This window comes from Clostridium sp. HCP1S3_C6 (assembly GCF_052066735.1).
Lineage (GTDB): Bacteria > Bacillota > Clostridia > Clostridiales > Clostridiaceae > Clostridium.
The window spans coordinates 1-24,582 of record NZ_JBQHRN010000036.1; the positions used below are offsets into that span (position 1 = coordinate 1).

28 protein-coding genes are annotated in these 24,582 nt (G+C 28.2%); 5 read left to right on the forward strand and 23 right to left on the reverse strand.

The genetic code is table 11. From position 1 onward, the window contains the following. The 15 genes from ACTNAO_RS10925 to ACTNAO_RS10995 form a co-directional block, all read right to left on the reverse strand. On the reverse strand, positions 1-936 hold a 936-nt coding region (locus ACTNAO_RS10925; RefSeq protein ID WP_441028978.1), incomplete at its 3' end, for a CAP domain-containing protein. 266 nt (positions 937-1,202) lie between these two features. Further along, a complete protein-coding gene (gene fabF / locus ACTNAO_RS10930; RefSeq protein WP_441028980.1) occupies positions 1,203-2,441 on the reverse strand; it encodes a beta-ketoacyl-ACP synthase II in 1,239 nt (412 codons plus the stop codon). A gap of 215 nt (positions 2,442-2,656) precedes the next feature. Then, positions 2,657-3,481: an ABC transporter ATP-binding protein gene (locus ACTNAO_RS10935; RefSeq protein ID WP_441028982.1), complete on the reverse strand. Its 825-nt coding sequence runs from the start codon at positions 3,479-3,481 to the stop codon at positions 2,657-2,659. 1 nt (position 3,482) lies between these two features. Further along, complete coding sequence (locus ACTNAO_RS10940; protein ID WP_441028984.1) at positions 3,483-4,271, reverse strand: ABC transporter permease; 789 nt, start codon at positions 4,269-4,271, stop codon at positions 3,483-3,485. Then, positions 4,264-5,280, reverse strand: a complete 1,017-nt coding sequence (locus ACTNAO_RS10945) for an ABC transporter substrate-binding protein (protein ID WP_441028986.1) — start codon at positions 5,278-5,280, stop codon at positions 4,264-4,266. Before ACTNAO_RS10945 ends, ACTNAO_RS10940 begins: the two co-directional genes overlap by 8 nt. Positions 5,281-5,301: 21 nt before the next feature. Further along, positions 5,302-5,643, reverse strand: coding sequence for a P-II family nitrogen regulator (locus ACTNAO_RS10950; protein ID WP_441028988.1), 342 nt, complete (start codon positions 5,641-5,643; stop codon positions 5,302-5,304). A gap of 12 nt (positions 5,644-5,655) precedes the next feature. Further along, on the reverse strand, positions 5,656-5,982 hold the full coding sequence (locus ACTNAO_RS10955; protein WP_441028990.1) for a P-II family nitrogen regulator: 327 nt from the start codon (positions 5,980-5,982) through the stop codon (positions 5,656-5,658). A gap of 24 nt (positions 5,983-6,006) precedes the next feature. Continuing rightward, positions 6,007-7,728, reverse strand: a complete 1,722-nt coding sequence (locus ACTNAO_RS10960; RefSeq protein ID WP_441028992.1) for an allophanate hydrolase — start codon at positions 7,726-7,728, stop codon at positions 6,007-6,009. 15 nt (positions 7,729-7,743) lie between these two features. Further along, positions 7,744-11,328, reverse strand: a complete 3,585-nt coding sequence (gene uca, locus ACTNAO_RS10965) for an urea carboxylase (protein WP_441028994.1) — start codon at positions 11,326-11,328, stop codon at positions 7,744-7,746. A gap of 40 nt (positions 11,329-11,368) precedes the next feature. After that, positions 11,369-12,019 carry an urea amidolyase associated protein UAAP2 gene (locus ACTNAO_RS10970; protein WP_441028996.1) on the reverse strand — a complete coding sequence of 217 codons (651 nt, stop codon included), beginning with the start codon at positions 12,017-12,019 and terminating at the stop codon, positions 11,369-11,371. Positions 12,020-12,046: 27 nt separating this feature from the next. Next, the gene (locus tag ACTNAO_RS10975) at positions 12,047-12,766 is read right to left on the reverse strand and encodes an urea amidolyase associated protein UAAP1 (protein WP_441028998.1); all 720 of its coding nucleotides are present in this window, start codon (positions 12,764-12,766) and stop codon (positions 12,047-12,049) included. Between the two features lie 287 nt (positions 12,767-13,053). Continuing rightward, the gene (locus ACTNAO_RS10980) at positions 13,054-13,812 is read right to left on the reverse strand and encodes a response regulator transcription factor (RefSeq protein WP_441029000.1); all 759 of its coding nucleotides are present in this window, start codon (positions 13,810-13,812) and stop codon (positions 13,054-13,056) included. A 159-nt stretch (positions 13,813-13,971) separates the two neighbouring features. Then, a complete protein-coding gene (locus ACTNAO_RS10985) occupies positions 13,972-14,961 on the reverse strand; it encodes a guanosine polyphosphate pyrophosphohydrolase (protein WP_441029002.1) in 990 nt (329 codons plus the stop codon). A gap of 135 nt (positions 14,962-15,096) precedes the next feature. Continuing rightward, entirely contained in the window at positions 15,097-15,702 is a 606-nt protein-coding gene (locus ACTNAO_RS10990) for a DUF3793 family protein (RefSeq protein WP_441029003.1), read from the reverse strand. Between the two features lie 11 nt (positions 15,703-15,713). After that, positions 15,714-15,866: a hypothetical protein gene (locus ACTNAO_RS10995; RefSeq protein ID WP_441029005.1), complete on the reverse strand. Its 153-nt coding sequence runs from the start codon at positions 15,864-15,866 to the stop codon at positions 15,714-15,716. Positions 15,867-16,068: 202 nt separating this feature from the next. Between ACTNAO_RS10995 and ACTNAO_RS11000 the strand changes: the two genes are divergently transcribed. Continuing rightward, a complete protein-coding gene (locus ACTNAO_RS11000; protein WP_441046109.1) occupies positions 16,069-16,311 on the forward strand; it encodes an HAD hydrolase family protein in 243 nt (80 codons plus the stop codon). Continuing rightward, a complete protein-coding gene (locus tag ACTNAO_RS11005) occupies positions 16,208-16,639 on the forward strand; it encodes an HAD family hydrolase (protein ID WP_441029007.1) in 432 nt (143 codons plus the stop codon). Before ACTNAO_RS11000 ends, ACTNAO_RS11005 begins: the two co-directional genes overlap by 104 nt. 86 nt (positions 16,640-16,725) lie before the next feature. On the opposite strand, the gene ACTNAO_RS11010 is transcribed toward ACTNAO_RS11005, so the two are convergent. Then, positions 16,726-16,932, reverse strand: a complete 207-nt coding sequence (locus ACTNAO_RS11010) for an acyl-CoA thioester hydrolase/BAAT C-terminal domain-containing protein (RefSeq protein WP_441029009.1) — start codon at positions 16,930-16,932, stop codon at positions 16,726-16,728. After that, positions 16,875-17,267, reverse strand: coding sequence for an 8-oxo-dGTP diphosphatase MutT (mutT, locus tag ACTNAO_RS11015; RefSeq protein ID WP_441029011.1), 393 nt, complete (start codon positions 17,265-17,267; stop codon positions 16,875-16,877). Before mutT ends, ACTNAO_RS11010 begins: the two co-directional genes overlap by 58 nt. A 194-nt stretch (positions 17,268-17,461) precedes the next feature. Here mutT and ACTNAO_RS11020 point away from each other — a divergent pair, with 194 nt between their 5' ends. Beyond that, positions 17,462-18,487 carry a hypothetical protein gene (locus tag ACTNAO_RS11020; protein ID WP_441029013.1) on the forward strand — a complete coding sequence of 342 codons (1,026 nt, stop codon included), beginning with the start codon at positions 17,462-17,464 and terminating at the stop codon, positions 18,485-18,487. Positions 18,488-18,512: 25 nt separating this feature from the next. On the opposite strand, the gene ACTNAO_RS11025 is transcribed toward ACTNAO_RS11020, so the two are convergent. The 4 genes from ACTNAO_RS11025 to ACTNAO_RS11040 form a co-directional block, all read right to left on the reverse strand. Next, entirely contained in the window at positions 18,513-18,923 is a 411-nt protein-coding gene (locus ACTNAO_RS11025) for a peptidylprolyl isomerase (protein WP_441029031.1), read from the reverse strand. A 395-nt stretch (positions 18,924-19,318) separates the two neighbouring features. Beyond that, a complete protein-coding gene (gene eno / locus ACTNAO_RS11030) occupies positions 19,319-20,611 on the reverse strand; it encodes a phosphopyruvate hydratase (RefSeq protein WP_441029015.1) in 1,293 nt (430 codons plus the stop codon). A 164-nt stretch (positions 20,612-20,775) separates the two neighbouring features. After that, entirely contained in the window at positions 20,776-20,916 is a 141-nt protein-coding gene (locus tag ACTNAO_RS11035) for a hypothetical protein (RefSeq protein WP_441029017.1), read from the reverse strand. After that, positions 20,901-21,158 carry an N-acetyltransferase family protein gene (locus ACTNAO_RS11040; RefSeq protein WP_441029019.1) on the reverse strand — a complete coding sequence of 86 codons (258 nt, stop codon included), beginning with the start codon at positions 21,156-21,158 and terminating at the stop codon, positions 20,901-20,903. Before ACTNAO_RS11040 ends, ACTNAO_RS11035 begins: the two co-directional genes overlap by 16 nt. Before the next feature lie 322 nt (positions 21,159-21,480). On the opposite strand from ACTNAO_RS11040, the gene ACTNAO_RS11045 reads away from it, so the two are divergent. Both ACTNAO_RS11045 and ACTNAO_RS11050 read left to right on the forward strand, forming a co-directional pair. Further along, entirely contained in the window at positions 21,481-22,254 is a 774-nt protein-coding gene (locus ACTNAO_RS11045) for an FUSC family protein (protein ID WP_441029021.1), read from the forward strand. 148 nt (positions 22,255-22,402) lie between these two features. Continuing rightward, positions 22,403-23,083, forward strand: a complete 681-nt coding sequence (locus tag ACTNAO_RS11050; protein ID WP_441029023.1) for a glycosyltransferase family 2 protein — start codon at positions 22,403-22,405, stop codon at positions 23,081-23,083. Between the two features lie 30 nt (positions 23,084-23,113). Here ACTNAO_RS11050 and ACTNAO_RS11055 read toward each other — a convergent pair whose 3' ends face one another. Together ACTNAO_RS11055 and ACTNAO_RS11060 are read right to left on the reverse strand one after the other, a co-directional pair. After that, positions 23,114-23,728 (reverse strand): DUF5105 domain-containing protein, encoded by a 615-nt coding sequence (locus ACTNAO_RS11055; protein ID WP_441029025.1) that lies wholly within the window; start codon positions 23,726-23,728, stop codon positions 23,114-23,116. A 114-nt stretch (positions 23,729-23,842) separates the two neighbouring features. Further along, positions 23,843-24,295, reverse strand: a complete 453-nt coding sequence (locus ACTNAO_RS11060; RefSeq protein WP_441029027.1) for an Hsp20/alpha crystallin family protein — start codon at positions 24,293-24,295, stop codon at positions 23,843-23,845. Positions 24,296-24,582: the final 287 nt, after the last annotated feature.

Genomic DNA, 24,582 nt, shown 5'->3' on the forward strand with positions numbered 1-24,582 from the left:
TTCTGCTGGTTTATTTTCATCCTCTTCTATATCCTTATTATTATCTTCTGCTGGTTTATTTTCATCTTCTTCTATATCCTTATTATTATCTTCTGCTGGTTTATTTTCATCTTCTTCTATATCCTTATTATTATCTTCTGTTGTTTTATTTTCATCTTCTTCTATATCCTTATTATCATCTTCTATTGGTTTATTTTCATTCTCTGAAGATTTTGAATTAATTACAATTTGATCATTAATAGGCTCTCCTGAATCTTCATCGCCAAAAAAATGTTGTGTTGAAAATATGTAAGAAACTCCATCCCTTTGAAATATTGAAACAGAAACTCCAATATAAGTATAATAATCTTGAAGCATATTGGTTCTATGACCAGCACTATCTTTCCATGCATTAAATATTGCATATGCTGATACGTCTATTGAATTTATATCACGAGAAGTTGACATTTCATATATATTTTCTCCATATGCATTCCAATTATCACAACCAAGCTTAGAACTTAAGCCACCAGCACTACAACCATCCATATTAGGATTACTATGTTCAAAATAATCATATTTAAACATTGAAGCATTTTTATATCTTGAAGAAAATCTTAAAACCTCAGAATTCTTTAATGGCTCTAATCCATTTTCTTCTCTAAATTTATTTGTAAATTCAACTATTTTATCCTCAATAGCTTTTGAATAATATATATCCCTAACATTTGTAATCTTATATTTTTTATTATTTCCTACCATTTGATTCATTATAGCTGTTCCATTTTCTTTACTATTATATATATCGGCGCCTTTTACAGTTTCATCTAAACTACTATAAAGTATAGAAGTATCTTCTACATTATAATCTTTAGCATAAACAACTGTTGTATTTAATGTTAAAAATACACTAAAACTAATAGCACTAGTTATTTTTCTTAAATATTTATTTTTCATCAAATCATCCCCCAAAATACCTTAATATATCTAGTACTACTTATAAACTAAAAAAATAATTCGTTTCTTTTGCATTTTATACTTTTATTATCCTACTATTTTTTACTTTTTAACATTAAAATACTATTAATAATTGCAAATAATATATTAATAAATATTAATATGTTAATATTTATCCTTAATGAGTTTTTAATTACATAATATTTTCAACCTTAAACAAAAAGCTGATAAAAACAAAGTGTTCTATCAGCTTAAAAACATATTTACTATTTATTATATTTCTTAAAACATAATGTGGCATTATGCCCACCAAATCCTAAAGAATTGGCTATTGCATATTCAATATTTTTTTCTATTCCTTTTTCAGTTACATAATTTAAATCACATTCTTCATCAGGATTTTTATACCCTACAGTCATTGGAACAAATCCATCTTTAAGTGACATAGCACAAATGATAGATGCCATTACGCCTGCAGCACCAAGAAGATGTCCTGTCATTGATTTTGTAGAACTTACATAAAGGTCTTTTGAATGTTCCTTAAATGCACGTTTTATAGCATTAGTTTCGTATTTATCATTAAGAGGAGTTGATGTACCGTGGGCATTGACATAATCAACTGCATCCATAGGTATTTCTGCTTCTTTTACCGCCATTTCCATAGCATATGCTGCAGCTTCTCCTTCTGGATCTGGACTTGTTATATGATAAGCATCAGCTGTTGCTCCATAACCTACAACTTCTGCATATATTTTAGCATTTCTCTTTAATGCACTTTCAAGGTTTTCAAGAACTATTACTCCTGACCCCTCACCCATTACAAAACCGCTTCTATCTTTATCAAAAGGAATTGATGCTCTATCTTTATCATCCGTATTTGTAAGTGTCTTCATATTATTAAATCCAGCTATTGTAAATGGTGTAATTGAAGCTTCTGTACCACCTGCAAGACATGCTTTAAGTCTTCCTGTTTTAATTGCTGAATATGCTTCACCTATTGTATGACATGATGTGGCACATGCAGACACAATACCATAATTCATTCCTTTAAAGCCATGTTTTATTGCAATATTGCCAGATGCCATATTAGAAATCATCATAGGAATCATAAATGGAGATACAGCCCTTGGTCCTCTTTTTATGAATCTTTCATGTCCCTCTTCAAGTGAACTTATGCCACCTGTACCACTACCAACAATTACTCCTATTTCATAAGGATTATAATATTTATTTAAGTCACAATTACAGTCTTCTACTGCCTGTCTTGCTGCTTCTAATGCGTATTGACTATAAAGATCAGTTCTTTTTACTTCTTTTTTGTCCATTGAAAGTAATGGATTAAAATCTTTTACTTCTGCTGCTACCTTAACTGGAAAATCTGTAGTATCAAATCTTGTTATTAAATCAATTCCATGTTTTCCTTCTTTTATATTATTCCAAAAGTCATTTAAATTATTTCCTACTGGAGAAACTACTCCAATTCCTGTAATTACTACTCTATTCATTTTTACTCTCCTTAAAGCATTTACAAACTTCATATATTTTTAACAATATTAATTTCTCATTATTAAATAAACTGTACATATCTGTACTACATTATAACTATTAATTCACAAAATTGTCAATTAAGTTTTATATATACAAATATATTCTAAAAGGACTTTTTTAATTAAGAAAAAAGGTTGCTTCCTAGCAGTAAAAACTACTAAGAAACAACCTACTACTTATAAATAAGATCATTTACATGTTTTCTTATCTTTAAAAATTCTTCTGTATCCTTTAAGTCTAAATCTCTATTATAAGGAAGTAAAACTCTTATTTCTTCTTTTACAGTTCCTGGTCTTTCTGTAATTACAACTACTTTGCTTCCCAAAAATACAGCTTCATCTATATCATGAGTTACAAATATAATAGTAGGCTTTTCAACCTGCCATATTTCTCTCATTAAAAGCTGCATTTCAGCTTTTGTCTGAGGATCTAAAGCCCCAAAAGGTTCATCCATTAATATAACTTCAGGGCTATTTGCAAGAGCTCTTGCAATTGCAACTCTTTGTTTCATTCCTCCTGATAACTCTTTAGGATAATTATTTCTAAACTTTTCAAGCTTTGTAACTTTAAGATATTTATCAACAATAGGATCTTGCTCACTTTTAGGCATTTTCTTCAACTTAAGACCAAATCTTATGTTTTCCTCAACAGTCATCCAAGGAAATAAAGTATATGCCTGAAATACCATTCCTCTATCTACACCAGGACCTATTATTTCTTTATCCTTTACTATTATGCTTCCACTTGTAGCTTCATCAAGACCTCCTATCATTCTTAATAAAGTAGACTTACCACATCCTGAAGGACCTACTATACATACAAATTCATTTTCAAGTACATTTAAATTAACATCTTTCATTGCTAAAGTATCACCTTTAGCAGAATGGTAAACTTTTTCTACATTTTTAATATGTATTTTACTGTTTGCAAGATTAGCCTCTATATGACTATGTAAATCGGGAAGCTTATTCTTATTTTTACTTTTAAAATTAAACATTTTATTTACCTCCTTCTGCCCAGGCAAACAGTTTCTTATTTGCAAATGCAAATATTCTATCTGTTATTAGTCCTAAAAGACCTATTACTATAATTCCACCAAATATTGCATCAGTTTTTATAAATCTTTGAGCTTTTAAAATACTATATCCAAGACCACTGCTTGCAGCTACAAGCTCAGCACTTACTAAATATGTCCATGCCCATCCTATCATCATTCTAAGAGTTTCCATAAGTCTTGGAAGCATTGCTGGAATAAGCACCTTTGTAATAGCTGTTTTAGTATTTGTTCCTAATGTATAACTTGCATAAATTAAATCATCTGGAACTGCTCTTGCATCATCTGCAACCATAAGCACTAATTGAAAAAATGTTCCTATAAAAATAACTGCAATTTTTGCACTTTCACCAATTCCAACCCATACCATTATTAATGGCACAAATGCTGGTACAGGCATATATCTTATAAATTCTGATATAGGTCTTACTACTGCTTCAAAAGGCTTAAATGTTCCAACAAGTATACCTACAGGTACTCCAAGTATTACTGCAAGAATAAATCCCATAACAATTCTATAAATACTTATTCCCATATTAGCAAGAAGTACTCCATCTTTTATAGAATTAATCACATATTTTACCACACTTAAAGGTGTAGGAAGAAATATCGTATCAACTAATTCTAAAGAACTTATAAGAGTCCATACAGCTAAAATAACTAGAAATGATATTACTGCAAGACATGTATACTTTTTTTTGCTAATTTCTTTTCTTATTTTTATTTTAATCATTATTTCCTGCCTCCCTTATATATTTATCATTTATTATTTCATGTAAATCTGAAGGCATTTTATCTATCATACCTACATCAAAAAGAAAATCTGCTGTATCGTTTAAAGTATATATAAGATGATTATAATCATCTCCATCTGTAAAAATTTCTTCGTTCATTGATTTATCATATATGGTTACACCATCTAACATATTCTCATATTCTTCATATGATAATTCTGCATCATCTGCAATAGATTGAATAAAGTTTTTATCTCTTTTATTTAAAAGTTCTACACCATCAAACCACGAATTTACAACTTTTTGTACTGCGCTACTACTACTTTTCATAACTCTATCACTTACTGCAAAAGTATCAGGAATAAGACCTGGTGTTTCCTTTGAACTTGTAATTAAATTACCACCACCACTTATTGCCATTGACAAAGTTGGTTCCCATAAAACTGCAGCATCCACACTTCCTGCTAAAAATGCTGGTCCTGCATCATTTATTGTCATATTAGTAAATTCTATATCATCAATTGTCATATTGTGCTTTTCTAACATCTTTAATAAAAACATATGATCAACTGTTCCAAGTTCTGTAGCTACCTTTTTTCCCTTTAAATCTTCTACATCCTTTATATCACTAGTTGCTACAAGACCATCTGCTCCACTTGATGTGTCAGTTACTAACACTATATCAAATCCAACATCTTCATTATATGGTGCAATAGTGTCTGAACCAGCAATACATATTCCATCTACTCGTCCTGAATAAAATGCTGTTAATGAATCACTATACACTGGGAAAAATTGAATATCTACATATACTCCATTTTTCTCAAAAATGCCAGTCTCCTTAATTCCGTACCAAGCATACCATCCTGTCATGGGACTTACTCCTATTATAAAAGGATTTTCCTTAGTTCCCTTTTCTACCTTGCTTTTACCTGTGCAGCCTGTAATTGTCACTGTCATTAGTACCATTATTACTGCAAGAATAAAAGTTCCAAGTTTTTTTTTCATAAGAGTTACCTCCTTTTTACTTTACAAAAGCGCTTCATTCCCAGTTTGTCCAGTTCTTACTCTTACTGCATTATCTGCTGGCAATATAAATATTTTTCCGTCTCCTGCATGATTTGTTTTATTAGCTTCAATGACTGTTTTTATTAAAAAGTCTACTTCTTCATCCACTACATACATATTTATCATCTTTTTAGCTACTAATCTATTATGTACTGTATTTCCATCATCTAAATCATATTGAATAGGATGTTTGCCTCTTCCAATAACTTCTTTTACAACCATAGAATGAAAACCAGCATCATTTAATGCTTTTTTTGTAACAAAATACATTTTAGGTCGAATAATTATTATAACTTCTTTCATAATATTCCCTCCTTAAAGTTCAGCCTTACCACTGCTTATTGTTATGGCCTTTTCCACTGTAGTTACAAATATTTTTCCATCTCCATATGTACCCTCTTTGCCAGTTCTTGAAGTTTCTGAAATTATGTTTATAACTTTTTCTTCTTCATTATCTTCAACTACAATCATAATTAATTCTTTTGGTATTTCATCATAATATATATCTCCAACTTTTAATCCTTTTTGTTTTCCTTTTCCAAGTACATTCATTCTTGTAGCAGCATTAAATCCATTTTCCATAAGTGCATCTAATATTTCCTCAACTCTTTCTGGTCTTACAACAGCTTTTATCATTTTCATAATTTATCATCCTTTCTTATTTTTTTATTTATTAAGATAATTTCTAAAGCTTTTATATTCTGATATATTTTCACATTTTTCTTCAAAAATTTTTTCACACACAAAACCTTTTACAAAAGTTCCATCATCAAGTTCTATATTTCCTATTCCTAAAGGATACTTAATATTCTCTACAAACTTTCCAATATTTTTTAAGGGAATATTAAAAATTTCAAGTTCTATTTTATGCCCATTTTTATCATCACGTATAAGACCTGGTTTTACTAAATCCCCATTAATTTTTACCATTTTATAATTTTGTGATGTTTCTGCTTTTCTGTTAAAGTAACCATTAAGGCTTGTTATTTCACTTTCTAAAGGCATATTTTCCATATGAAGACCACATACTGCTATTTCCATAGCTTCTGTATCTAAAAATTTCTTAGAAAATCCTCTTACTATATCTTCTGCATTAGACATTCCAAAAACAGTTATTCCAAAGGGAATATTAAAATCATTTGTATTTTCAGGTACAGCTAATGCACACATATCTAATAAATTGCAATGATTTGTATATTTACCCATAAGAGAATTTGTATTTATAGGATCTTCTCTTACTTGATCTCTTGTAAATGTTCCTCCACAAGTTGGCATTACAAGTACTGCATTTTTTAAAATTTGTGAAGCCTTATTTTTATATGCTCTTAATTTATGTATTGATTTAAAAAGACTTGCTGCTGTATATTCTTCCTTATTTCCAGACATAAGTATTGTTTTTGTTACTGGAAAAATATCTTTTTCATTATTTAATACAAATTCACCTAAATCTTTAAATCTTTCTGCTATCCATGGTCCATCATAAAGAATTGATGCAGCTTCTTCAAAAATTGAATAATCAATATACTCAACTTTTATACCCATATTTTCTACTCTTTTCACTGCTTTTTGCCACTTTTTTTCATATATATCCTTATAAGGTCCATAAAATGAAACTCCATTTTTAGGCAAGCATATTTTTTCTGGCAATTTAACATCTGGCAATTTATATTCCTTAGAAAAAGCACATTCTTTATCGAAACCCCTTGCTTCTTTATCAACAAGAAGGGCATCCTCTAAATTATTTGCAAAAACAGTTACACAATCTAATGTGGCACAGGCTGGTACAACACCTCTTGTAGACCATGCTCCAAGAGATGGTTTTAAACCTACAATGCAGTTAAGGGCAGCTGGTACTCTTCCTGAACCTGCTGTATCTGTTCCAAGAGAAAATGCTGACATTCCAAGGGCTACTGCAACTGCTGAGCCAGAACTTGAACCACCGCTTATTAAATCATCATTTAAGGAATTATGAACCTCACCATAAGGACTTCTTGTACCTACTAGTCCTGTAGCAAATTGATCAAGATTTGTTTTTCCTACTGGAACAGCACCTGCTTTAATAAGCTTTTTTACAACATAGGCACTTTCCTTTGGCAAATAAGAATATTTATTACAAGCTGCTGTTGTATGCATATTTTCAAGATCTATATTATCTTTTATGGCAAAAGGAATTCCCCAAAGAGGATAATCCTTTATATCCATATTTTTTAATTTTTCTATATACCCCTTTATAAAACACATATCAGGTTCAATTATCCAAATATTTTTATTCCTTTTATCTCTTGCACGCTTTACTATTTCCTTCATAAGTTCTAAAGGTGTTAATTTACCTGATAAATAGCTATTACGAATCCATGATATTGTTAATTTTTTAGGAAAATACTTCATCTCTTTTCTCCTTTCTTATTTTATGCATATAGCAAGTTGACCTGCATCAACCTGATCTCCAGGTTCTAAATATATTTTTTCAACAGTTCCACTTACAGTTGCTGATATTGCAAATTCCATTTTCATACTTTCAAGTACCATAATTGACTCACCTTTTTCAACTTTCTGTCCTTCTTTAACAAGTACTTTCCATACACTTCCTGGAATATTTGTTCTTACAGCCTCACATCCTTCTGGAATATCCTCTTCTGCTAAAGCATTTACACTGCTATGATCATCTGAAATAAATTCATCAAGTCCTTGTTCTTTCCATCTTTCTCTTTCCTGTAAAAAGGCTACTTCCTGTTTTCTTTTAAATTTCTTACTGCTTTCTTTAATACTTTCTAAATACTTTAAGTAATCTCCTAAATTAAATGTAGTTTCTTCTATTTCTACCTCAAAGTTGCCTCTAATGAAATCTTCCCTTAATTTTAATATTTCATCAGGACTTACAGGATAAAATTTTAATACATCAAAGAAATTTAAAAGCCATGGCTTACCTTTTTTAAAACTTTTAGTTTCTCTTAATTTGTTCCACATCTGAACAGTTCTACCTACAAATTGATATCCTCCAGGGCCTTCCATTCCATAAACGCAAAGATATGCTCCTCCAATTCCTACTGCGTTTTCTGGAGTCCATGGTCGTGCAGGATTATATTTTGTAGTTACCATTCTATGTCTTGGATCAAGTGGCGTTGCAACTGGAGCACCTAAATAAACATCTCCAAGACCTAGTACTAAATAATCTGCATCAAATACTATATTTTTTACATCATCTATAGTATCTAAACCATTTATTCTTCTTATAAATTCCGGATTACTTGGACACCATGGAGCATTTTCACGAACTGTTTTTTGATAACGTTCAGCTGCAAGTCTAGTTTGTGGATCATCCCAAGATAATGGAAGCTTTACTATTCTTGATGGAACAGTAATGTCTTTTAAATCCTTAAGTTTTCTATTAGTTTTTAATATTATTTCAGTAATTTCTATTGGACTTATTTTTTCAACATTAAAATGAACTTGAAGTGAACGAATTCCTGGTGTTAAATCTATTATTGGAAGGTTAAGTTTTTTTAGTTCTTCCATTAATATGTGAACTCTAAATCTAAGTTCTATATTAAGTTCCATTTCTCCATATTCTACAAGAACATTTTCTTCACCATCGAGCCTTACTACAATATCAGTATCATGAACATGCTCTCTTGCAAGAATTGCATAATCTGCAGTAATTTCTTCTTTCCTTTCTGGCATTTTTATTTCTTTATATTCATGCTTTAAATTACTTTCATGACATTTTCTTATAATCTCAGCTTCTTCAAGGTTCAAAAGTTTAAAATGAACTTTGTCTCCAGGATGAAGTTGCCCAAGTTTCCACATTTCACCTTTAGCAGTAGTTACAGAACAAACAAATCCTCCAAGACTTGGTCCATCAGGTCCTAATAAAATAGGTTGGTCTCCAGTTAAATCCATTGTTCCTACTGCATATGGATTATCATGAATATTAGATGGATGAAGTCCAGCCTCCCCTCCATCTTCTCTTACCCATTCAGGTACTGGTCCATTAAGTCTTACCCCTGTTCTTGCACTATTAAAGTTAACTTCATATTCAGATGTTGTTAATGTTTCTAAATATTCAGGTTTTAAAAATTCTCCTGTAGGCTGAGGTCCTGGAATAACACCTATTGTCCAATTATTAGTTATTTTAGGTATATACTTTTCATTAAAAGATTCTATTGAATCTATAAGGCAATTTTTATTTACTCTTAAAACATCACCTGTTTTTAATACTCTGCCTCCATGACCTCCAAATTTACCATCAATAAATGTTGAACTGCTTCCCATTATCTTAGGCATATCAAAACCACCTGCTATAAGAAGGTATGATCTCATTCCAACTTTACAATCTTTAAACTTAAGTACTTGCATTGGCATAGCATGAACAACTTGATACATTTTTACTGGTTCTCCATCAAGTTCAGGTTTCATATCAGCACCAGTAATACAAAAGCTCATAGCTTTTCTAAATCTATATGTACCACCTCTTAATGTCATTTCAAGTCCTGATGCATTTTCATCATTTCCTAAAATAGAATTTCCTATTCTAAAACTATAATCGTCCATAGGACCACAAGGAGGTACTCCTACTGACCAATATCCTTTCATTCCAGGATAATCTTGTACAGTTGTTTGAATTCCACCATCAAGCACTTCTAATGCATTTTCCTCTGGATGAAAATCTTTAAGCATTCCTGTAAACAATTTTCCATTTTCATATTCCTTTGTATTAAATAGTGCTCCTAAATATTGAAGATTTGTTGTTATACCATAAACCCTTGATTTATCAAGAACTTTTTTCATTTTTCTTACAGCATCTTCTCTATCTTTGCCATGTACAATTAATTTTGCAAGCATTGGATCGTATAAAGATGTTACCTCAACACCCTTTTGAATCCATGTTTCAATTCTTGCAGTATCATCAAATATAACTTCATCAATTTTTCCTGAGCTTGGTCTAAAATCATTAATGCAATCTTCTGCATAAACACGAACTTCTATAGCATGTCCATTTTTTTCTCCAACTTTTGAAGAAAGATTTCTAAGTTCCCCTGCTGCTTCTTTTACCATCCATTCAACTAAGTCAATTCCAAATACTTCTTCAGTAATTCCATGTTCTACTTGAAGTCTTGTATTAACTTCTAGAAAGAAAAATTCTTCATTTTTTTCATCATATAAAAACTCTACTGTACCAGCACTTCTATAATTAGCTGTATGTGCAAGGCTTACTGCTGCTTTATACATTTTTTCTCTAACAGAATCAGGAAGATTTGGAGCTGGGCTTTCTTCTACAACCTTTTGATTTCTTCTTTGAACAGAACAATCTCTTTCACCTATAGCTACTGCTTCATTAAATTCATTTCCGAATATTTGAACCTCAACATGTCTTGATCTTTCTACATATTTTTCTACAAATACTCCTGCATTATTAAAATTAGCTGCTGCAAGGTGACATACCGCATCATATGCATTTTTTAATTCTTCAGAAGAATTGCATATTCGCATTCCAATTCCTCCACCACCTGCTGTACTTTTAAGTATTACTGGATATCCTATTTTTTCAGCTTCTTCTACAGCTTCATGAACACCACTTAAAAGGCCTGTACCTTTAAGTAATGGAACCCCTGCCTTTAATGCTATTTCTCTTGCAGAATGTTTAAGTCCAAACAATTCAATATCTTCAGGAGATGGTCCAATAAATTTAATTCCATTTGCTTCACATTCTCTTGCGAAATCTGTATTTTCACTTAAAAAACCATATCCAGGATGTATAGCTTCTGCATTAGTTTCCTTTGCTGCATCTAATATTTTCTTTGTATCAAGATATGTTTCTTTTGCAGTTCCTTCTCCTAAAAATACTTTTTCATCAGCATTTATTACATGAAGACTATCCTCATCTGCTTTAGAATATACAGCTACACTTTTTACTCCCATCTTTTTTAATGTTCTTTCAATTCTGGCTGCTATAGCTCCTCTGTTTGCAATTAATACCTTTTTAAACATTTTGTCTTCCTCCTTTTTAAGCTTCTTGCACATTATTTTTTTATTTATCCCATATTATTAAACGAACTGGAGTAGGATTATAAGCATTACAAGGATTATTAAGTTGTGGACAATTGCTTATTAAAACTATAGTATCTTCTAATGCTTTCATTTCTACATAATTCCCTGGTGCAGATACACCATCATCAAATTTAAGTCCTCCTTCTTTTGTAACTGGTACATTCATAAAGAAATTAATATTTGGTGCTAAATCTCTCTTTCCTAAATCATAATTATTTTTTGAAAGTTGAAGCATAAAACTGTCACGGCAGTTATGCATATCAATTTTTTCTCTTGCATAACGAACAGTATTACTTTGTGATGAACATGCACCACCTAATGTATCATGACGTCCTGTAAGGTCTGCTGTTATTTCTAAAAGTGGCTTTCCACTTTCTGTTCTTAATATGCTTCCTGTTGTTAAATAAATATTTTTTTGCATCACTATTGTTGTTATTGCACTATAATGATCTTCTAAATTTGTCATATCATAAAACATTGTATCTACAGCTTGATTACCTTCTATATCTAAAATTCTAAAAGTTTGTCCCTTTAAAACCTTATGCATCCATCCCTCTCCTGCATTAACAACTTCGTTATATATTGCATCTTCTATTTTTAAATTACTTTCTTTTCTTACAAATCCATACATTTTTCATTCCTCCATTTATTAAAAATCTTATATTCCAAGTAAATTATTGTAATCCCATGTATTTTCAAAGGCTCTGCAATTTTCTGGCCTATGATTTACACATTCATCTAATAAATCAACTTCTGGTGCATCATACACTTCAACTGTTACTGGAACACTTGGATATGTAGTACTTTCATTAAGAGGGTTAGGAGTATTTGACAAAATTATTAATATATCCATTTCTGTTCTTAATGTAACTGTTGATCCTTTAGTACAGTGCCCATTAACATAATGCATACTTCCATCTTCATCTACATAAACTTTAGAAAATAAATTAACACAAGGAACCATATCTCTCATTGTTAAATTATTTCTTATAAGTTCCATTTGAAAATTTTCATCACCACTTCTATACCAATCATTTCTCTTATCTTGATATAGTGTTTTTCCATACTTTTCATCAGTTAATTTTCTTGTTGTATATCCTGATATAGAATCATGCCATCCTAAACTATCCTCTACAATACTTGCAAATACTCTTCCATTATCACTCATTAATACATTGCCTTTTGTAAGGTGAGCTGTATATTGAGCCTTTAAAGTATCAGGCATGTTATATCTTTCTGTTAAATCTCTCATGTTATATAAAAGCATTGATACATTTGCATCTTCTCCTAATGCTTTAAAATGAATATATTTGCCTTTTCCTATATTTCCTGACCATTTTTCACCTGGTTTTAATGTTTTACTCCATATCTTTTTCATCTTTAATTCCACCTTTCAAAATTTATAAAGAGATTTTTTTAGTAATATAATTTTAAAAACAAAAAAGATATGCAGGCACTTTTTTAACTTTCATGCGCCATTGCATATCTTTTATATAATTTCTTTTGATGATTTAATTTTATTCTTTAGTTCATATCTATTCAATTGTCCTAAATATCCATTTTTTCTGATATAATAGAACTTTTTAATTTTATATACTACTTTAGTTCTATTTTTGTTCAAAAAAATAAGCTGTATTTTAAAACAGCTCTTAAATTTATTTAATTTTATATTTCATTCATGTAAGCAACAAGCTGCATTCTGCTTTTTACTCCTATTTTAGAATATATATTATAAACATGTTTTTTTACTGTAGATAAGCTAATAAGTAAAATTTCGGCAATTTGAGCATTTGTTTTTCCCTCATTAATAAGTTTTATAACTTCAACTTCTCTTTCTGATAAATCATTATTTAAAGCCATTACTTGTACAACCTTATTAACTTCTGTCTTTTCTTCTTTTTTTGATATAATATCATAAAGTATATTTGCTAAATGAAACTTTAGTGCATCTAGTATATACATATCCTTATCTGAAAAATCACCTAATTCACTACTTCTAAATAAATTAATAATACCAAGCATTTTTTCATCCTTCATTAATAATATACCTGCTCCAAAAGGTATATTATTAGGCCTTAAAAAATCTGTATAAAATTCAGTTTTCTTTCTAATAGAATCATCTAAAATATCTGTATCTCTATAAGTTTCTGTTTCTTTTGTAAATTCATATATATACTTTAAGTAATCTACATTATAAAAATAACTTAAATACTTTTCTTTTATAGATTCTTTTATTCCAATAAAAGAAGATTCTTTCCTATTAATTTCTTCATCTTTGTCAAAAACAAGAAAATATCCATTAGAATAGGGTATAAGCATTCTTATCATTTTAAGAAGCCTTTCTGCTAATTCATTAACGTTTTTTATTTCATAAATTTCAAGTAAAACTCTATTTATAGTAATCCATTCATTTTCTTTTAGCATGTATAATCATAACCTTTCTTTGTAATATAAAAAAGGCGCAACATAATAAATTATGTTAACACCTTTGTTAATAATTCAAATTTTAATTATATATATTTTTTCCTTGAAAAATTTCTTAAGTTATGATTATTTTATATTATTAGGGCGTATTTTGTCAAATTAATCAAATAAATCATTTTGAAATCTTGAAAGATGCTCATAAGGTAAAATTGATCTGCCACGAAATAATCCGCAACCATCATTAATTAAACTATTATCCATAGCTGAAAACATATTAACATCAATTTTAGAAAGTTCTAATTGTTGAAGCTCCATTCCCCTTTCATATGCCTCATCAAAATAAATACATTCACCTATAGGAATAGCATCTCTTCTTGCACGTTCTCTTTCCTGACGTTTTTCATAGCCTAAATGATTAGCAGGTCCTATTTCTGCATAATCATCCATTCCTTTTGTACGTAATTGTACTTCTAAATAACATCCTGCAATAGTATCATAAAATGTAATATGTAAAGAACGATAACCTGAAGGACTTGTGTTTACTATATAATCTCTATAGTAAGGACGTACTTCTTTTTCTAAATTTACCGATTCAATGTCTGAATCAATTCCTGCTACTTCTGGATGAAAACCTAGCTTTTCAAGAAAAGCAGGAAGATTATTGGCAATTTCATATAAACATTTTAATTCTTCTTTTTCACGGTCTCTTACATCTTTTAAATGACATCTTGGCATAGAAATTACAATTCTATAAGCAATAAGATCCCTAAAACATATAAGTTGCTCTTTTAATTCTGAAACTGATGGATATTTTTTATATTTACTATGATAATTATAAATGTATTTTACTATATATCCATTAAACTTTTCCTCTGCTCTAATAAGTGATTTAATTCTTCCTTTAAATGTAAATGCAAGATATGGATATTCATTTACCATGTATCTATAAAACTCTCTAATTCTTTGAGATTGAGCAGTTAAGAAATCATTATGTTCTAATAAATCTTTTATTTGAGTTAAAAAATCACAATGAACTAAATCCACTTCATTTTTATTGGCCTTTGCTGAAATTCTAAGATCATTAGTATATTTATGTAATATTCTAAGAACTGTATCCCCTGAATACAGATAATCATTTAATTTAATCATTACACTCTTCCTCTTTATGTTGTTAATTAATTATTATTTTACCATAATATTAAAGAAGAAAACTTTTCTTTAATAAAAAAATAAAAACCTAAGATAAATCTTAAGCTTTTATTTTTGTTACTCTATAATTTGGGGTTATTTTTTTATTTCATTTACTACACTTGATATTTCTACACCTTGAATTATTCTTTTTGCAGTAATCATTTTTATATCATCGTACTGCTTAAATTTTTTAACTGCAAAGTCGTAATTATTAAATACCTTCCAATATCCACATGCAAGACATTTTTTTTTGCTACATTGAATAAAATCTATAACATCATCGAGTGGGATTCCAAGAAAAATGCCTAACTCATGGGGACAATGATATAATTTATATCTTTTTTTTAATGTGCTTAGATAAGTATAAGTATTATCGCTTTCTTCATATCCAACTTTATGTAAAAATTCTTTTACATTCTTATGGTCGATAAATTTTTTTATTAATTTCTCATTATATACAAGTACAATTATATAATCATTAGTTTTTCTTAAATCCATACATTCTAATCCAAGGTTTTTTATAAAGGATACACCAAATTCATTCCAATTCTTATATCCATCATTATCATCTTTTTTGAAATTTAAGGTTACTGAAGGTTTTGCCTCAGCTATTACTGGAGATATACTATATAATATAAAAGACTCTATATATTCCTTACTGTCTAACTTTGAAATTTTTTCAAAAAAATCTAAACACATATTAATCACCTTTATAATTTTGCTATTTGCTTACCATATTCAATTAAAGATGGATCATTATCTTCTGGTGCTTCATTAACTATCTTGCACTCTAATGGAATTTGGCATCCATAGTTTGCCATTTTTTCAGTATTTCCTGAACCTGGCCAATAAACTATTTTCATTTACACTTCTCCTTTGTTAATTGAATTTTATTTTTAATTGATATCAATTATCATTTATATATTTATTATATTGAGAACTGTTATCATTGTCAATAGTTTTTTAGTATTTATTAATTTTTAATTATATATTTATTATTAACTTTTTAAATAATCCTTATTCTTATGTACTTGCATTTTATTTTAAGTTATAATAAATAGAAATTTGCATTTAGTGTATTGTACAGGTCGTGCAATATCAGAACTACAACAATACTTTAAAATATTGCCAATGGTAAGATATGCTGTTTGCTATAGTGGTGCCATTATTTATGACTGTATAGAAAATAAATACATTTATCAAAATGAAAGTAACGAGACAGGTACAAGATATGGAAGAAGAAGGAAGACTTCATGTTTCCATCCCAAAAATCAATATTTATTTTCGCTCACCAGAAGATCGAAGTAAAGCCTATGAAGAATTAAAACAATATCCACTTACATTTGTTTATGCAGAAAAAACATCATTAGAAATAATATCTGAAAACGTAACCAAAGCAACAGGGCTTATACAACTTGGAAAATTTTTAGGAATTTCACTAAATGAAATTGTTGGTATAGGTGATGCTAATAATGACATAGAAATGTTAAGTACGGTTGGATTTTCTGTAGCAATGAATAATGCGCATGATGATATTAAAAAGCTTTGTAAATTTATCACAAAAGATAATGACCATAATGGTGTTGGAGAGGCAATTCAATATATAATGTCAAATAAATATGATTTAATGTCTTAAAATTTGTAGGAGAATAAAAATTCTCCTACAAAAAATATAATTTATAACTATCTGCCAAACACAACCTTTTTATAAGTTACCAATGATTATCTCTCATTAATCCAAAGTAAAGTTTTCACCTTATGATTCCAATTTTTATTTTTTAATCTATTAACCATATATTTAACTGAATCTTTACTTGGCCACATTAAATCATCACTAGCATAAATAAACAAAATATCACCATTAATATCTTCTACATGAATTGCTGTTTCTTCATTTTTTCCACAACTAAAATATCTGCAGGTAACCAATCAACTCCATCTATTTCATTTATTGAAATCCATTTTGAATCTTCATGTTCTAATAATTTTAATTGTCCATTTACTACATGACACCAAAAGCAATGCATAATAAGATGAAAATTTGGATAATCATATTCTATAGTTGTTAAAAATTCATCTACACTAATTTCTGTATCTAATTCTTCTTTTATTTCTCTAACTAGTGCCTGCTCCTTTGTTTCACCTATCTCCATTTTGCCACCTGGAAATTCCCACATGTGAATAAACTCCCCATATCCTCTGCGAGTTATAAATATTTTATTATCTTTTTTTATAATAGCTGCTACAACTTCAATTGTCTTCATTTAATAATCACCTACTAATTTATCTTACAAAATTTATCATATTATATGATTATTCTACCCTAAATAATATAATTTATCTATAAGTAATGACTTAAACTATTAATTATATTATTACAAAAAATATGCAAAATATGATACATTATTATAGTAAATAATAATTATTTACAAATTTAAAATATTGAGGCAAAGCATTTATGATAAAATTTGAAAAAAACAAAAACTTAGATAAGTCCATGAAAAATCTTATTATGTCAATGATTGAAATGAATAATTATTTAGCAACTGTACTTGATTATATGGATAAACCCATTACTGAAAAAAAAGAGCAAGAATTAATTAAAATTTTAAAATCATACAATATTCCTATTAATACATTAAAATATGATTCTAAAATTCTTACTGAAAATCCTTACTATAAAAATATAAAGCTTGATAATATTAGTACACAAACAGTACGATATGAAAATGATATTATAAAAAAGAGAAGACTTATGAATATGGATTTTCATAAACCCTTGGGAAAATATTTGTTTCATTACGAACCAATAGGATATTTTGATGAAGATGTTAATATGCCCGTTCTTAAAGAAAATAAAAAAACTGTTTGGATGTCTCCTGCTGTAAGCGAAATACAAAGTATGAATGATGGAATAGAAAAGGGATATGGCAACTGTGTTACCTTTGGTCTTGGCATAGGTGTTATACCTTATTTATGGCTTCAAAAAGATAATGTTAAAAGTGTAACTATAGTAGAATTTAATAAAGATGTTATAGAACTTTTTAATAAATATATATACCCTCAATTTAATAAAGATAAAGAACTTAAAATAATTCATGGTAATGCCTTTGATTATTTTAATGATGACTTTTTAAAAAAATTTGATTATGCTTACGTAGATTTTTGGGAATCCTCAGAAGATGGTTTAAAATCCTATATGAAACTTATGGAAAAGAATATCACATATAAGAATATTGATTATTGGATTGAAGATTCTATTTTAACCAATATTCAATATGTAATGGCTCCATATTTATATGCTGTTTATTCAGGACAAAGTATAACAGATTTTATTTCATCTATTGATTTTGATTCTAAAGATATTGTAAAAAAGGTAAATAGATACTTTAAATCAAGAAACAATACTATTACCTTTGAAGATGAACTTTTAGATATTATTCATAACAAAAATATATTAAGAAAAATAGCAGGACAGGTATAAAATTACACTGTCCTTTAATAATTTATTATTTTATTTTTTCAGGTTCTGCATAAGCAACACCTTTTGTATCTACCTTTATTGATTTTATTACTAATTTTTCTTTAGGCTTATCATTAGCATCGGTACTTACACTTTCTATTTTCTTTACAACATCCATTCCTGATATTACTTTGCCAAAAGCAGCATACTGACCATCTAAATGACTGCTAGTACTTGTCATAATAAAAAATTGGCTTCCAGCTGTATTTGGTGCTATTTCAGGATATAATTCTGCTTCTACAGTGCCATAATTTTCAATTTCTATTGTTGCAACAGGCAAATCAGAATTACTATTAGCATTTTCTTTACTATTATCATTGCTAGTATTATTATCGCTACTTTCACTATTCTTTGAATTATCACTTAATGATGAGATATTATAAGAATTGAAACATATATATTAAATGAAAAATAACCACTTGACAATTATTCATAATAAAATTAAAATCTTATTGTATAGGGTGTGCAATCTATACAATAAGATTTTTTAAATTTGAGAAATTTTCTATTTATAACACAACAATTTAAATGCAACGTGCGTGTGGTTTTGCATTTGAAGGAATACTTGTTGTGTTATTTTTTTATATAATGTATGATGTATTGAAAATCATTCTCAATTAGATAGTATATTAAATTCCCTATCTTGTCAATAGATTTATCGAATTTTTTTATATTATTTTAGAATTTTATTTTTACTAATGTCACTTTTTATATTATTAAAGTTCTTTAAATAATATTACAAAAAGGCGTCACACTTTTTTTTAGTGCGACAACCCCTTTTATTATATTTTCTTATTTTATGTTAAAGAAAGCTTTTTTACCTCTAAATTGTGCTACATCCCCAAGTTCTTCTTCAATTCTTAATAATTGATTATATTTTGCTACCCTTTCAGATCTTGCTGGAGCACCAGTTTTAATTTGTCCTGCATTTACAGCAACAACTAAATCTGCAATAGTAGTATCTTCAGTTTCACCTGATCTATGTGAAACTACAGCAGTATACCCTGCTCTGTTTGCCATTTCAATAGCATTTAATGTTTCTGTTAATGTACCAATTTGATTTAATTTAATAAGTATAGAGTTGGCAACTCCCATTTCTATTCCTTTTTCTAATCTCTTTGTATTTGTAACAAATAAATCATCACCTACAAGCTGAACTTTTTTACCTAAACTTTCAGTTATAAGTTTCCATCCTTCCCAATCTTCTTCTGCCATAGCATCTTCTATTGATATAATTGGATATTCATTAACCCAATCTTCAAAGAATTTAACCATTTCTTCTGATGTAAAAGTTTTTCCTTCATGTTCTAAAACATATTTACCATCTTCATAATATTCAGAAGATGCAGCATCAATTGCAATAAACATATCTAATCCAGGAGTATATCCTGCTTTTTTAATTGCTTCAACTATAACATCTAATGCTTCTCTGTTACTTTTTAAATCAGGAGCAAAACCACCTTCATCACCAATTCCAGTTGAGTAACCTTTATCGTTTAATAACTTCTTTAATGTGTGATAAACTTCTGCACACATTTTTAATGCATTACTAAAAGTATCAGCACCTGCTGGCATTATCATAAATTCCTGTAAATCTACAGAATTATCAGCATGTGAACCTCCATTTAAAATATTCATCATTGGAACCGGTAATACCTTTCCATTAACTCCACCTATATATCTATATAAAGGTAATCCTAACGCATTAGCTGCTGCCTTTGCTACTGCAAGTGACACTCCTAAAATAGCATTTGCACCTAATTTCCCTTTATTTTCTGTACCATCTAAATCAATAAGCATTTTATCTATAGCTACTTGATCAAATACATTATATCCTACTAATTTTTCGGCTATTATTTCATTAACATTTTTTACTGCATTTAATACACCTTTTCCTAAATAATAGTCCTTATTTCCATCTCTTAATTCTACAGCCTCATACATACCTGTTGATGCTCCTGAAGGAACAGCAGCTCTTCCCATAGTACCATCTTCTAAATATATTTCTACTTCTACAGTAGGAAAACATCTAGAATCTAAAATTTGTCTTGCAACAACCTCTACAATTTCTAAATAATCTTTCATTTTTATCCTCCTCATTTTTTGATATATTAATTATATCACTGTTGATATTCATTCTCAATAGTTAATTTTTATAAATTGAAAATCATATTCATTTATAAGAAAAAGAACATGCCATACAACATGCTCTTTTTCTTATATGTATTTTAATAAATTAAATAAACATATTATTTTAAATTGTTAAAGGGTATTACCTTACTTGGATTTTCTGTATGATGGCCTATATGCTTTTCCATCCAAACCATATCATACCATTTACCAAGTTTATAAGCACACTTATAAAATCGTCCTACTAATCTATAGCCCAATCATATGCTGCCCTTCCTTTAAATTCTCCTGCATAGGCATATCCAACTATTTCATTATTTTTCTCAGCAACTAAATATGGATATTTAGTAAGTGTATTTGATATTCTTTCTTCAAATTCCTTTAAAGTTGGAACTTCATATTCAAAGGTAATAGCTGTATCTTTTACATATGGTGTATATATGTCTAGTAGTGCTTTAGCATCCTTAACAGATGCTACACGTACTGTAATATTATTATTCATTTTTTTGTTTCCTTTCTTTAGTTATTATATTTTTATTGTAACACTAAAGATTTTAAATAATAAATAATACAAATTCAACAATCGTAGCATAATATACAAAAACAATATTAAATTTCCTATTGGGGCAAATAATAATTAATAATATTTCAGTAGTATACATTTAAATACTTTATATTTCTTCTTATTAAAATAATAATTACAATTAATAAACTATTTAAAAGGATTTTCTATACACTCAATATGTTGTTGACAATGATATTTCTAAAGGGTATAATTTTTCCTTGCTAAATTCAAAAAATTGTGTAAAAGGAGTGTGTACTTTATGACTTTTTATAATGAATTACAATTAAATCAAGCTGGCTCAAAAAATCTTATTAATAATTCAAAATGTCTTAAAGAAAAAATTCGCCATATAGCTATATACTTATTTAAAATTTTTATAACTATGTTTTTTTGTGTAGCTTTTGTAATTGCATTTAGCAAATTCTTAGGAATTGACAATAGTATTGTTGGTGTTGTTGTTCTTTTATTTGTATTAGTATTTAGAAATGCTGATTTAGGCTTTTATACTAAGCATGCTATTCCAACATTATCTTTTATATTTCTTATACTTGCTATAGGTCCAAGATTAAGCAATATTAGTAGTCTTCCTATAGAATTTTTAATACACACAATAAGCATATTTTTATTAATGTTTTTAGGTTGTCATAATATTATGATGTTTAACCAATCAACATTAGTTTTAGGATATTTATTGCTATATGGCTATGATGTGTCTGGTGTTGCTTACATAAAAAGATTAATAGGTCTTTTTATAGGTGCATTAATGACAATATTAATATATTATCGTAATCACAGGGAAAAAACTTATGAAGATAAAATTATAGATGTATTTAAAAATTTTAACATTGACTCTGATAAAACTAAATGGCAGCTTTCTCTTACACTTGCTGTTTCTAGTATCTTATTTTTAGGAAACTTAATTAATCTTCCAAGACCTATGTGGGCAGGTATTGCAGCCATGTCTATAATTGTTCCTTTTTCTAAAGAGCAAAAAAAGAGAGCTAAATTCAGTTTATGGTCTGTTTTTCAATAAATTTTTTTGCAAATCTATAAAAAGCATTAGTAATTAGGTTTTTAAAATTTAAAATATAAGTTATCCTTAATTATAAATTTTAAGTTTAATTTAAATTTGTAAGTTTATTATTAGTGTAATATAATTTATATAATTGGGGGTAAATCTTATGGAAAACATTATATTAATACCTGCTTATAATCCAGATAGGAAACTTGTTAATCTTGTAAATGAATTAAAAATCAAAACCAATTACAAAATAATAATTGTAAATGATGGTAGCTTAGAAGCTATTTCAATGGACATATTCAAAATATGTTCTAATGTTTCTATTATACTAAATCACGAAAAAAATTTAGGTAAAGGTGAAGCCATTAAAACTGGTCTTAAATATATATACAAAAATTTCAAAAAAAGTTGTCATATTGTTACAGCAGATGCTGATGGTCAACATAAAGTTTGTGATATAGTAAAAGTGGCCAATGCAACTTCTGTTTATAATAATTCATTAATTCTTGGTTCTAGATACTTTACTGGAAAAATACCATTACGAAGTAGATTTGGGAACAATTTAACTAAGCTAATTTTCCAATTAACAACACATAAAAAATTAATAGATACCCAAACAGGTTTAAGAGGTTTTCCTTATAATTTAATTCCAATATTATTAAACATTGACGGATCACGATATGAATATGAAATGAATGTACTTTTAGAAATGATACACAAAAATATAAACATTAAAGAAATAAAAATAGAAACTATTTATTTAAATAATAACTCTTCATCATATTTTCATATAATTAAAGATTCCTTTTTAATATATAAAAAATTACTAGAGCGCAGCTAATGATTATTTTTAAACACTAGCTGCACCTTATTACTTTTTAAATATTCTCTCAAATTCACTAGAAATACTTTCTAAACAATTATTATCAATTCCTGTTATTAATTCAGTTAATGAACTATCATTTTTTACTTGCCATTTTCCATTTACTTTTTCAAGAGTAATGTCACTAGTTCTTTCTGAACTAGTAGCTTGGCCTATTTCACTTATTAAATTACTCATATACTTATTTACTTCTTCTTGTGACATTTTATTATCCAAATATGCTTGTTGAACAACATATTTTACAGTTTGAGTTAATACTTGTTTAAAATTATTTGATAAATTATCACCTATAACAGTAACATTTACTGTAGATTCATCACCATTTGTACTATGACTATTTATTTTATACTTAACATTTTTTATGTTATTATCAAATTCTGAATACATCTTGTCTATATATTGTTTTGAAAATTTGTCACTTTCAATTTTATCTATTACCTTATCTTCCATAGGTTGTTCAATTAAATCTTCAAACTTAACTTCACCATTCTGAACTTTTTTAAAATAATCATTAACAACATTTTCTGCCTTATTTGAACACCCCATAAACATTGTTATTATAGCTAATATAAATAATATATGTACTGCTTTCCTTTTCTTCATATAATCCTCCCCTTGATACTTACATTTTATACATATATAATTATACCAAAAATAACAATATAAGACTACAAATACATATAATTAGGCTGCCATAAAATTATGACAGCCTAATTATTATTCTATATTTATATTTGATCTATTATTACAATTTTTAATTTTTTTTGGGACAATTATTTCAAGAGCTCCATTTTCAAACCTTGCTCTTATTTTATCCCTATCTACATTATCTAAATAAAAGCTTCTAGAAAATTCATTATAAGAAGTTGATTTTGCAAAGAAATTCTCTTTGCTATCCTCATAATTTTCTTGTTTTCTTGCTTTAATTATTAGATTGTTATCTGTATATTCTAAACTTATATCCTCCTTATTTACTCCAGGAAGTTTTTGACACACAAGATATTCATTATCAGTTTCCCTAATATCTGTACCAAATTCATTTATCTTATTTTCATTTATAAATGTAGTTGGTGCAAAAAAGTCGTCACTAAAGAAATCTCTTATAAAATCCCTGAAGCTTTCTCCTATTTCACTAGTGTTATGATTTGTATATGGTATTATTCCAAACATATATAAAACCTCCTTACTTTTTCTTTACCTTTTTTACAATTACATTTTACGCTTAAAGTCAAAGATAGTCAAAGTAAGTTTGTTTTCTAATTTTCTTTGTATGTTATGATTTTAGTAGATATTTAAATATATCTATAAATATCTACGTATTTCTTTAATTTACTAGTACTTAGTATATATTTTAAAGCAAGCAGCGCTGATAATGGCACGAAAATAGAAATTATTTTATCAAATAAGGAAAAGTACAGTATCAGCGCAATGTGCAGAGTTTTAAATATTCCTAGAAG

Bases quoted from the DNA above. Each gene is read 5' to 3' on its own strand.
- ACTNAO_RS11040 (WP_441029019.1), bottom strand. From the start codon at position 21,158: ATGAATAATAATATTACAGTACGTGTAGCATCTGTTAAGGATGCTAAA.
- ACTNAO_RS10960 (WP_441028992.1), bottom strand. From the start codon at position 7,728: ATGAAGTATTTTCCTAAAAAATTAACAATATCATGGATTCGTAATAGC.
- ACTNAO_RS10945 (WP_441028986.1), bottom strand. From the start codon at position 5,280: ATGAAAAAAAAACTTGGAACTTTTATTCTTGCAGTAATAATGGTACTA.
- ACTNAO_RS10990 (WP_441029003.1), bottom strand. From the start codon at position 15,702: ATGTGTTTAGATTTTTTTGAAAAAATTTCAAAGTTAGACAGTAAGGAA.
- ACTNAO_RS10970 (WP_441028996.1), bottom strand. From the start codon at position 12,019: ATGTATGGATTTGTAAGAAAAGAAAGTAATTTAAAAATAGAAGATGCA.
- ACTNAO_RS11055 (WP_441029025.1), bottom strand. From the start codon at position 23,728: ATGAAGAAAAGGAAAGCAGTACATATATTATTTATATTAGCTATAATA.
- ACTNAO_RS11020 (WP_441029013.1), top strand. From the start codon at position 17,462: ATGATAAAATTTGAAAAAAACAAAAACTTAGATAAGTCCATGAAAAAT.
- ACTNAO_RS10935 (WP_441028982.1), bottom strand. From the start codon at position 3,481: ATGTTTAATTTTAAAAGTAAAAATAAGAATAAGCTTCCCGATTTACAT.
- ACTNAO_RS11050 (WP_441029023.1), top strand. From the start codon at position 22,403: ATGGAAAACATTATATTAATACCTGCTTATAATCCAGATAGGAAACTT.
- mutT (WP_441029011.1), bottom strand. From the start codon at position 17,267: ATGAAGACAATTGAAGTTGTAGCAGCTATTATAAAAAAAGATAATAAA.
- ACTNAO_RS10980 (WP_441029000.1), bottom strand. From the start codon at position 13,812: ATGCTAAAAGAAAATGAATGGATTACTATAAATAGAGTTTTACTTGAA.
- ACTNAO_RS10940 (WP_441028984.1), bottom strand. From the start codon at position 4,271: ATGATTAAAATAAAAATAAGAAAAGAAATTAGCAAAAAAAAGTATACA.
- ACTNAO_RS11045 (WP_441029021.1), top strand. From the start codon at position 21,481: ATGACTTTTTATAATGAATTACAATTAAATCAAGCTGGCTCAAAAAAT.
- ACTNAO_RS11005 (WP_441029007.1), top strand. From the start codon at position 16,208: ATGAAAGTAACGAGACAGGTACAAGATATGGAAGAAGAAGGAAGACTT.
- ACTNAO_RS11060 (WP_441029027.1), bottom strand. From the start codon at position 24,295: ATGTTTGGAATAATACCATATACAAATCATAACACTAGTGAAATAGGA.
- ACTNAO_RS10985 (WP_441029002.1), bottom strand. From the start codon at position 14,961: ATGATTAAATTAAATGATTATCTGTATTCAGGGGATACAGTTCTTAGA.
- ACTNAO_RS10950 (WP_441028988.1), bottom strand. From the start codon at position 5,643: ATGAAAGAAGTTATAATAATTATTCGACCTAAAATGTATTTTGTTACA.
- ACTNAO_RS10975 (WP_441028998.1), bottom strand. From the start codon at position 12,766: ATGAAAAAGATATGGAGTAAAACATTAAAACCAGGTGAAAAATGGTCA.
- ACTNAO_RS10995 (WP_441029005.1), bottom strand. From the start codon at position 15,866: ATGAAAATAGTTTATTGGCCAGGTTCAGGAAATACTGAAAAAATGGCA.
- ACTNAO_RS10955 (WP_441028990.1), bottom strand. From the start codon at position 5,982: ATGAAAATGATAAAAGCTGTTGTAAGACCAGAAAGAGTTGAGGAAATA.
- uca (WP_441028994.1), bottom strand. From the start codon at position 11,328: ATGTTTAAAAAGGTATTAATTGCAAACAGAGGAGCTATAGCAGCCAGA.
- eno (WP_441029015.1), bottom strand. From the start codon at position 20,611: ATGAAAGATTATTTAGAAATTGTAGAGGTTGTTGCAAGACAAATTTTA.
- fabF (WP_441028980.1), bottom strand. From the start codon at position 2,441: ATGAATAGAGTAGTAATTACAGGAATTGGAGTAGTTTCTCCAGTAGGA.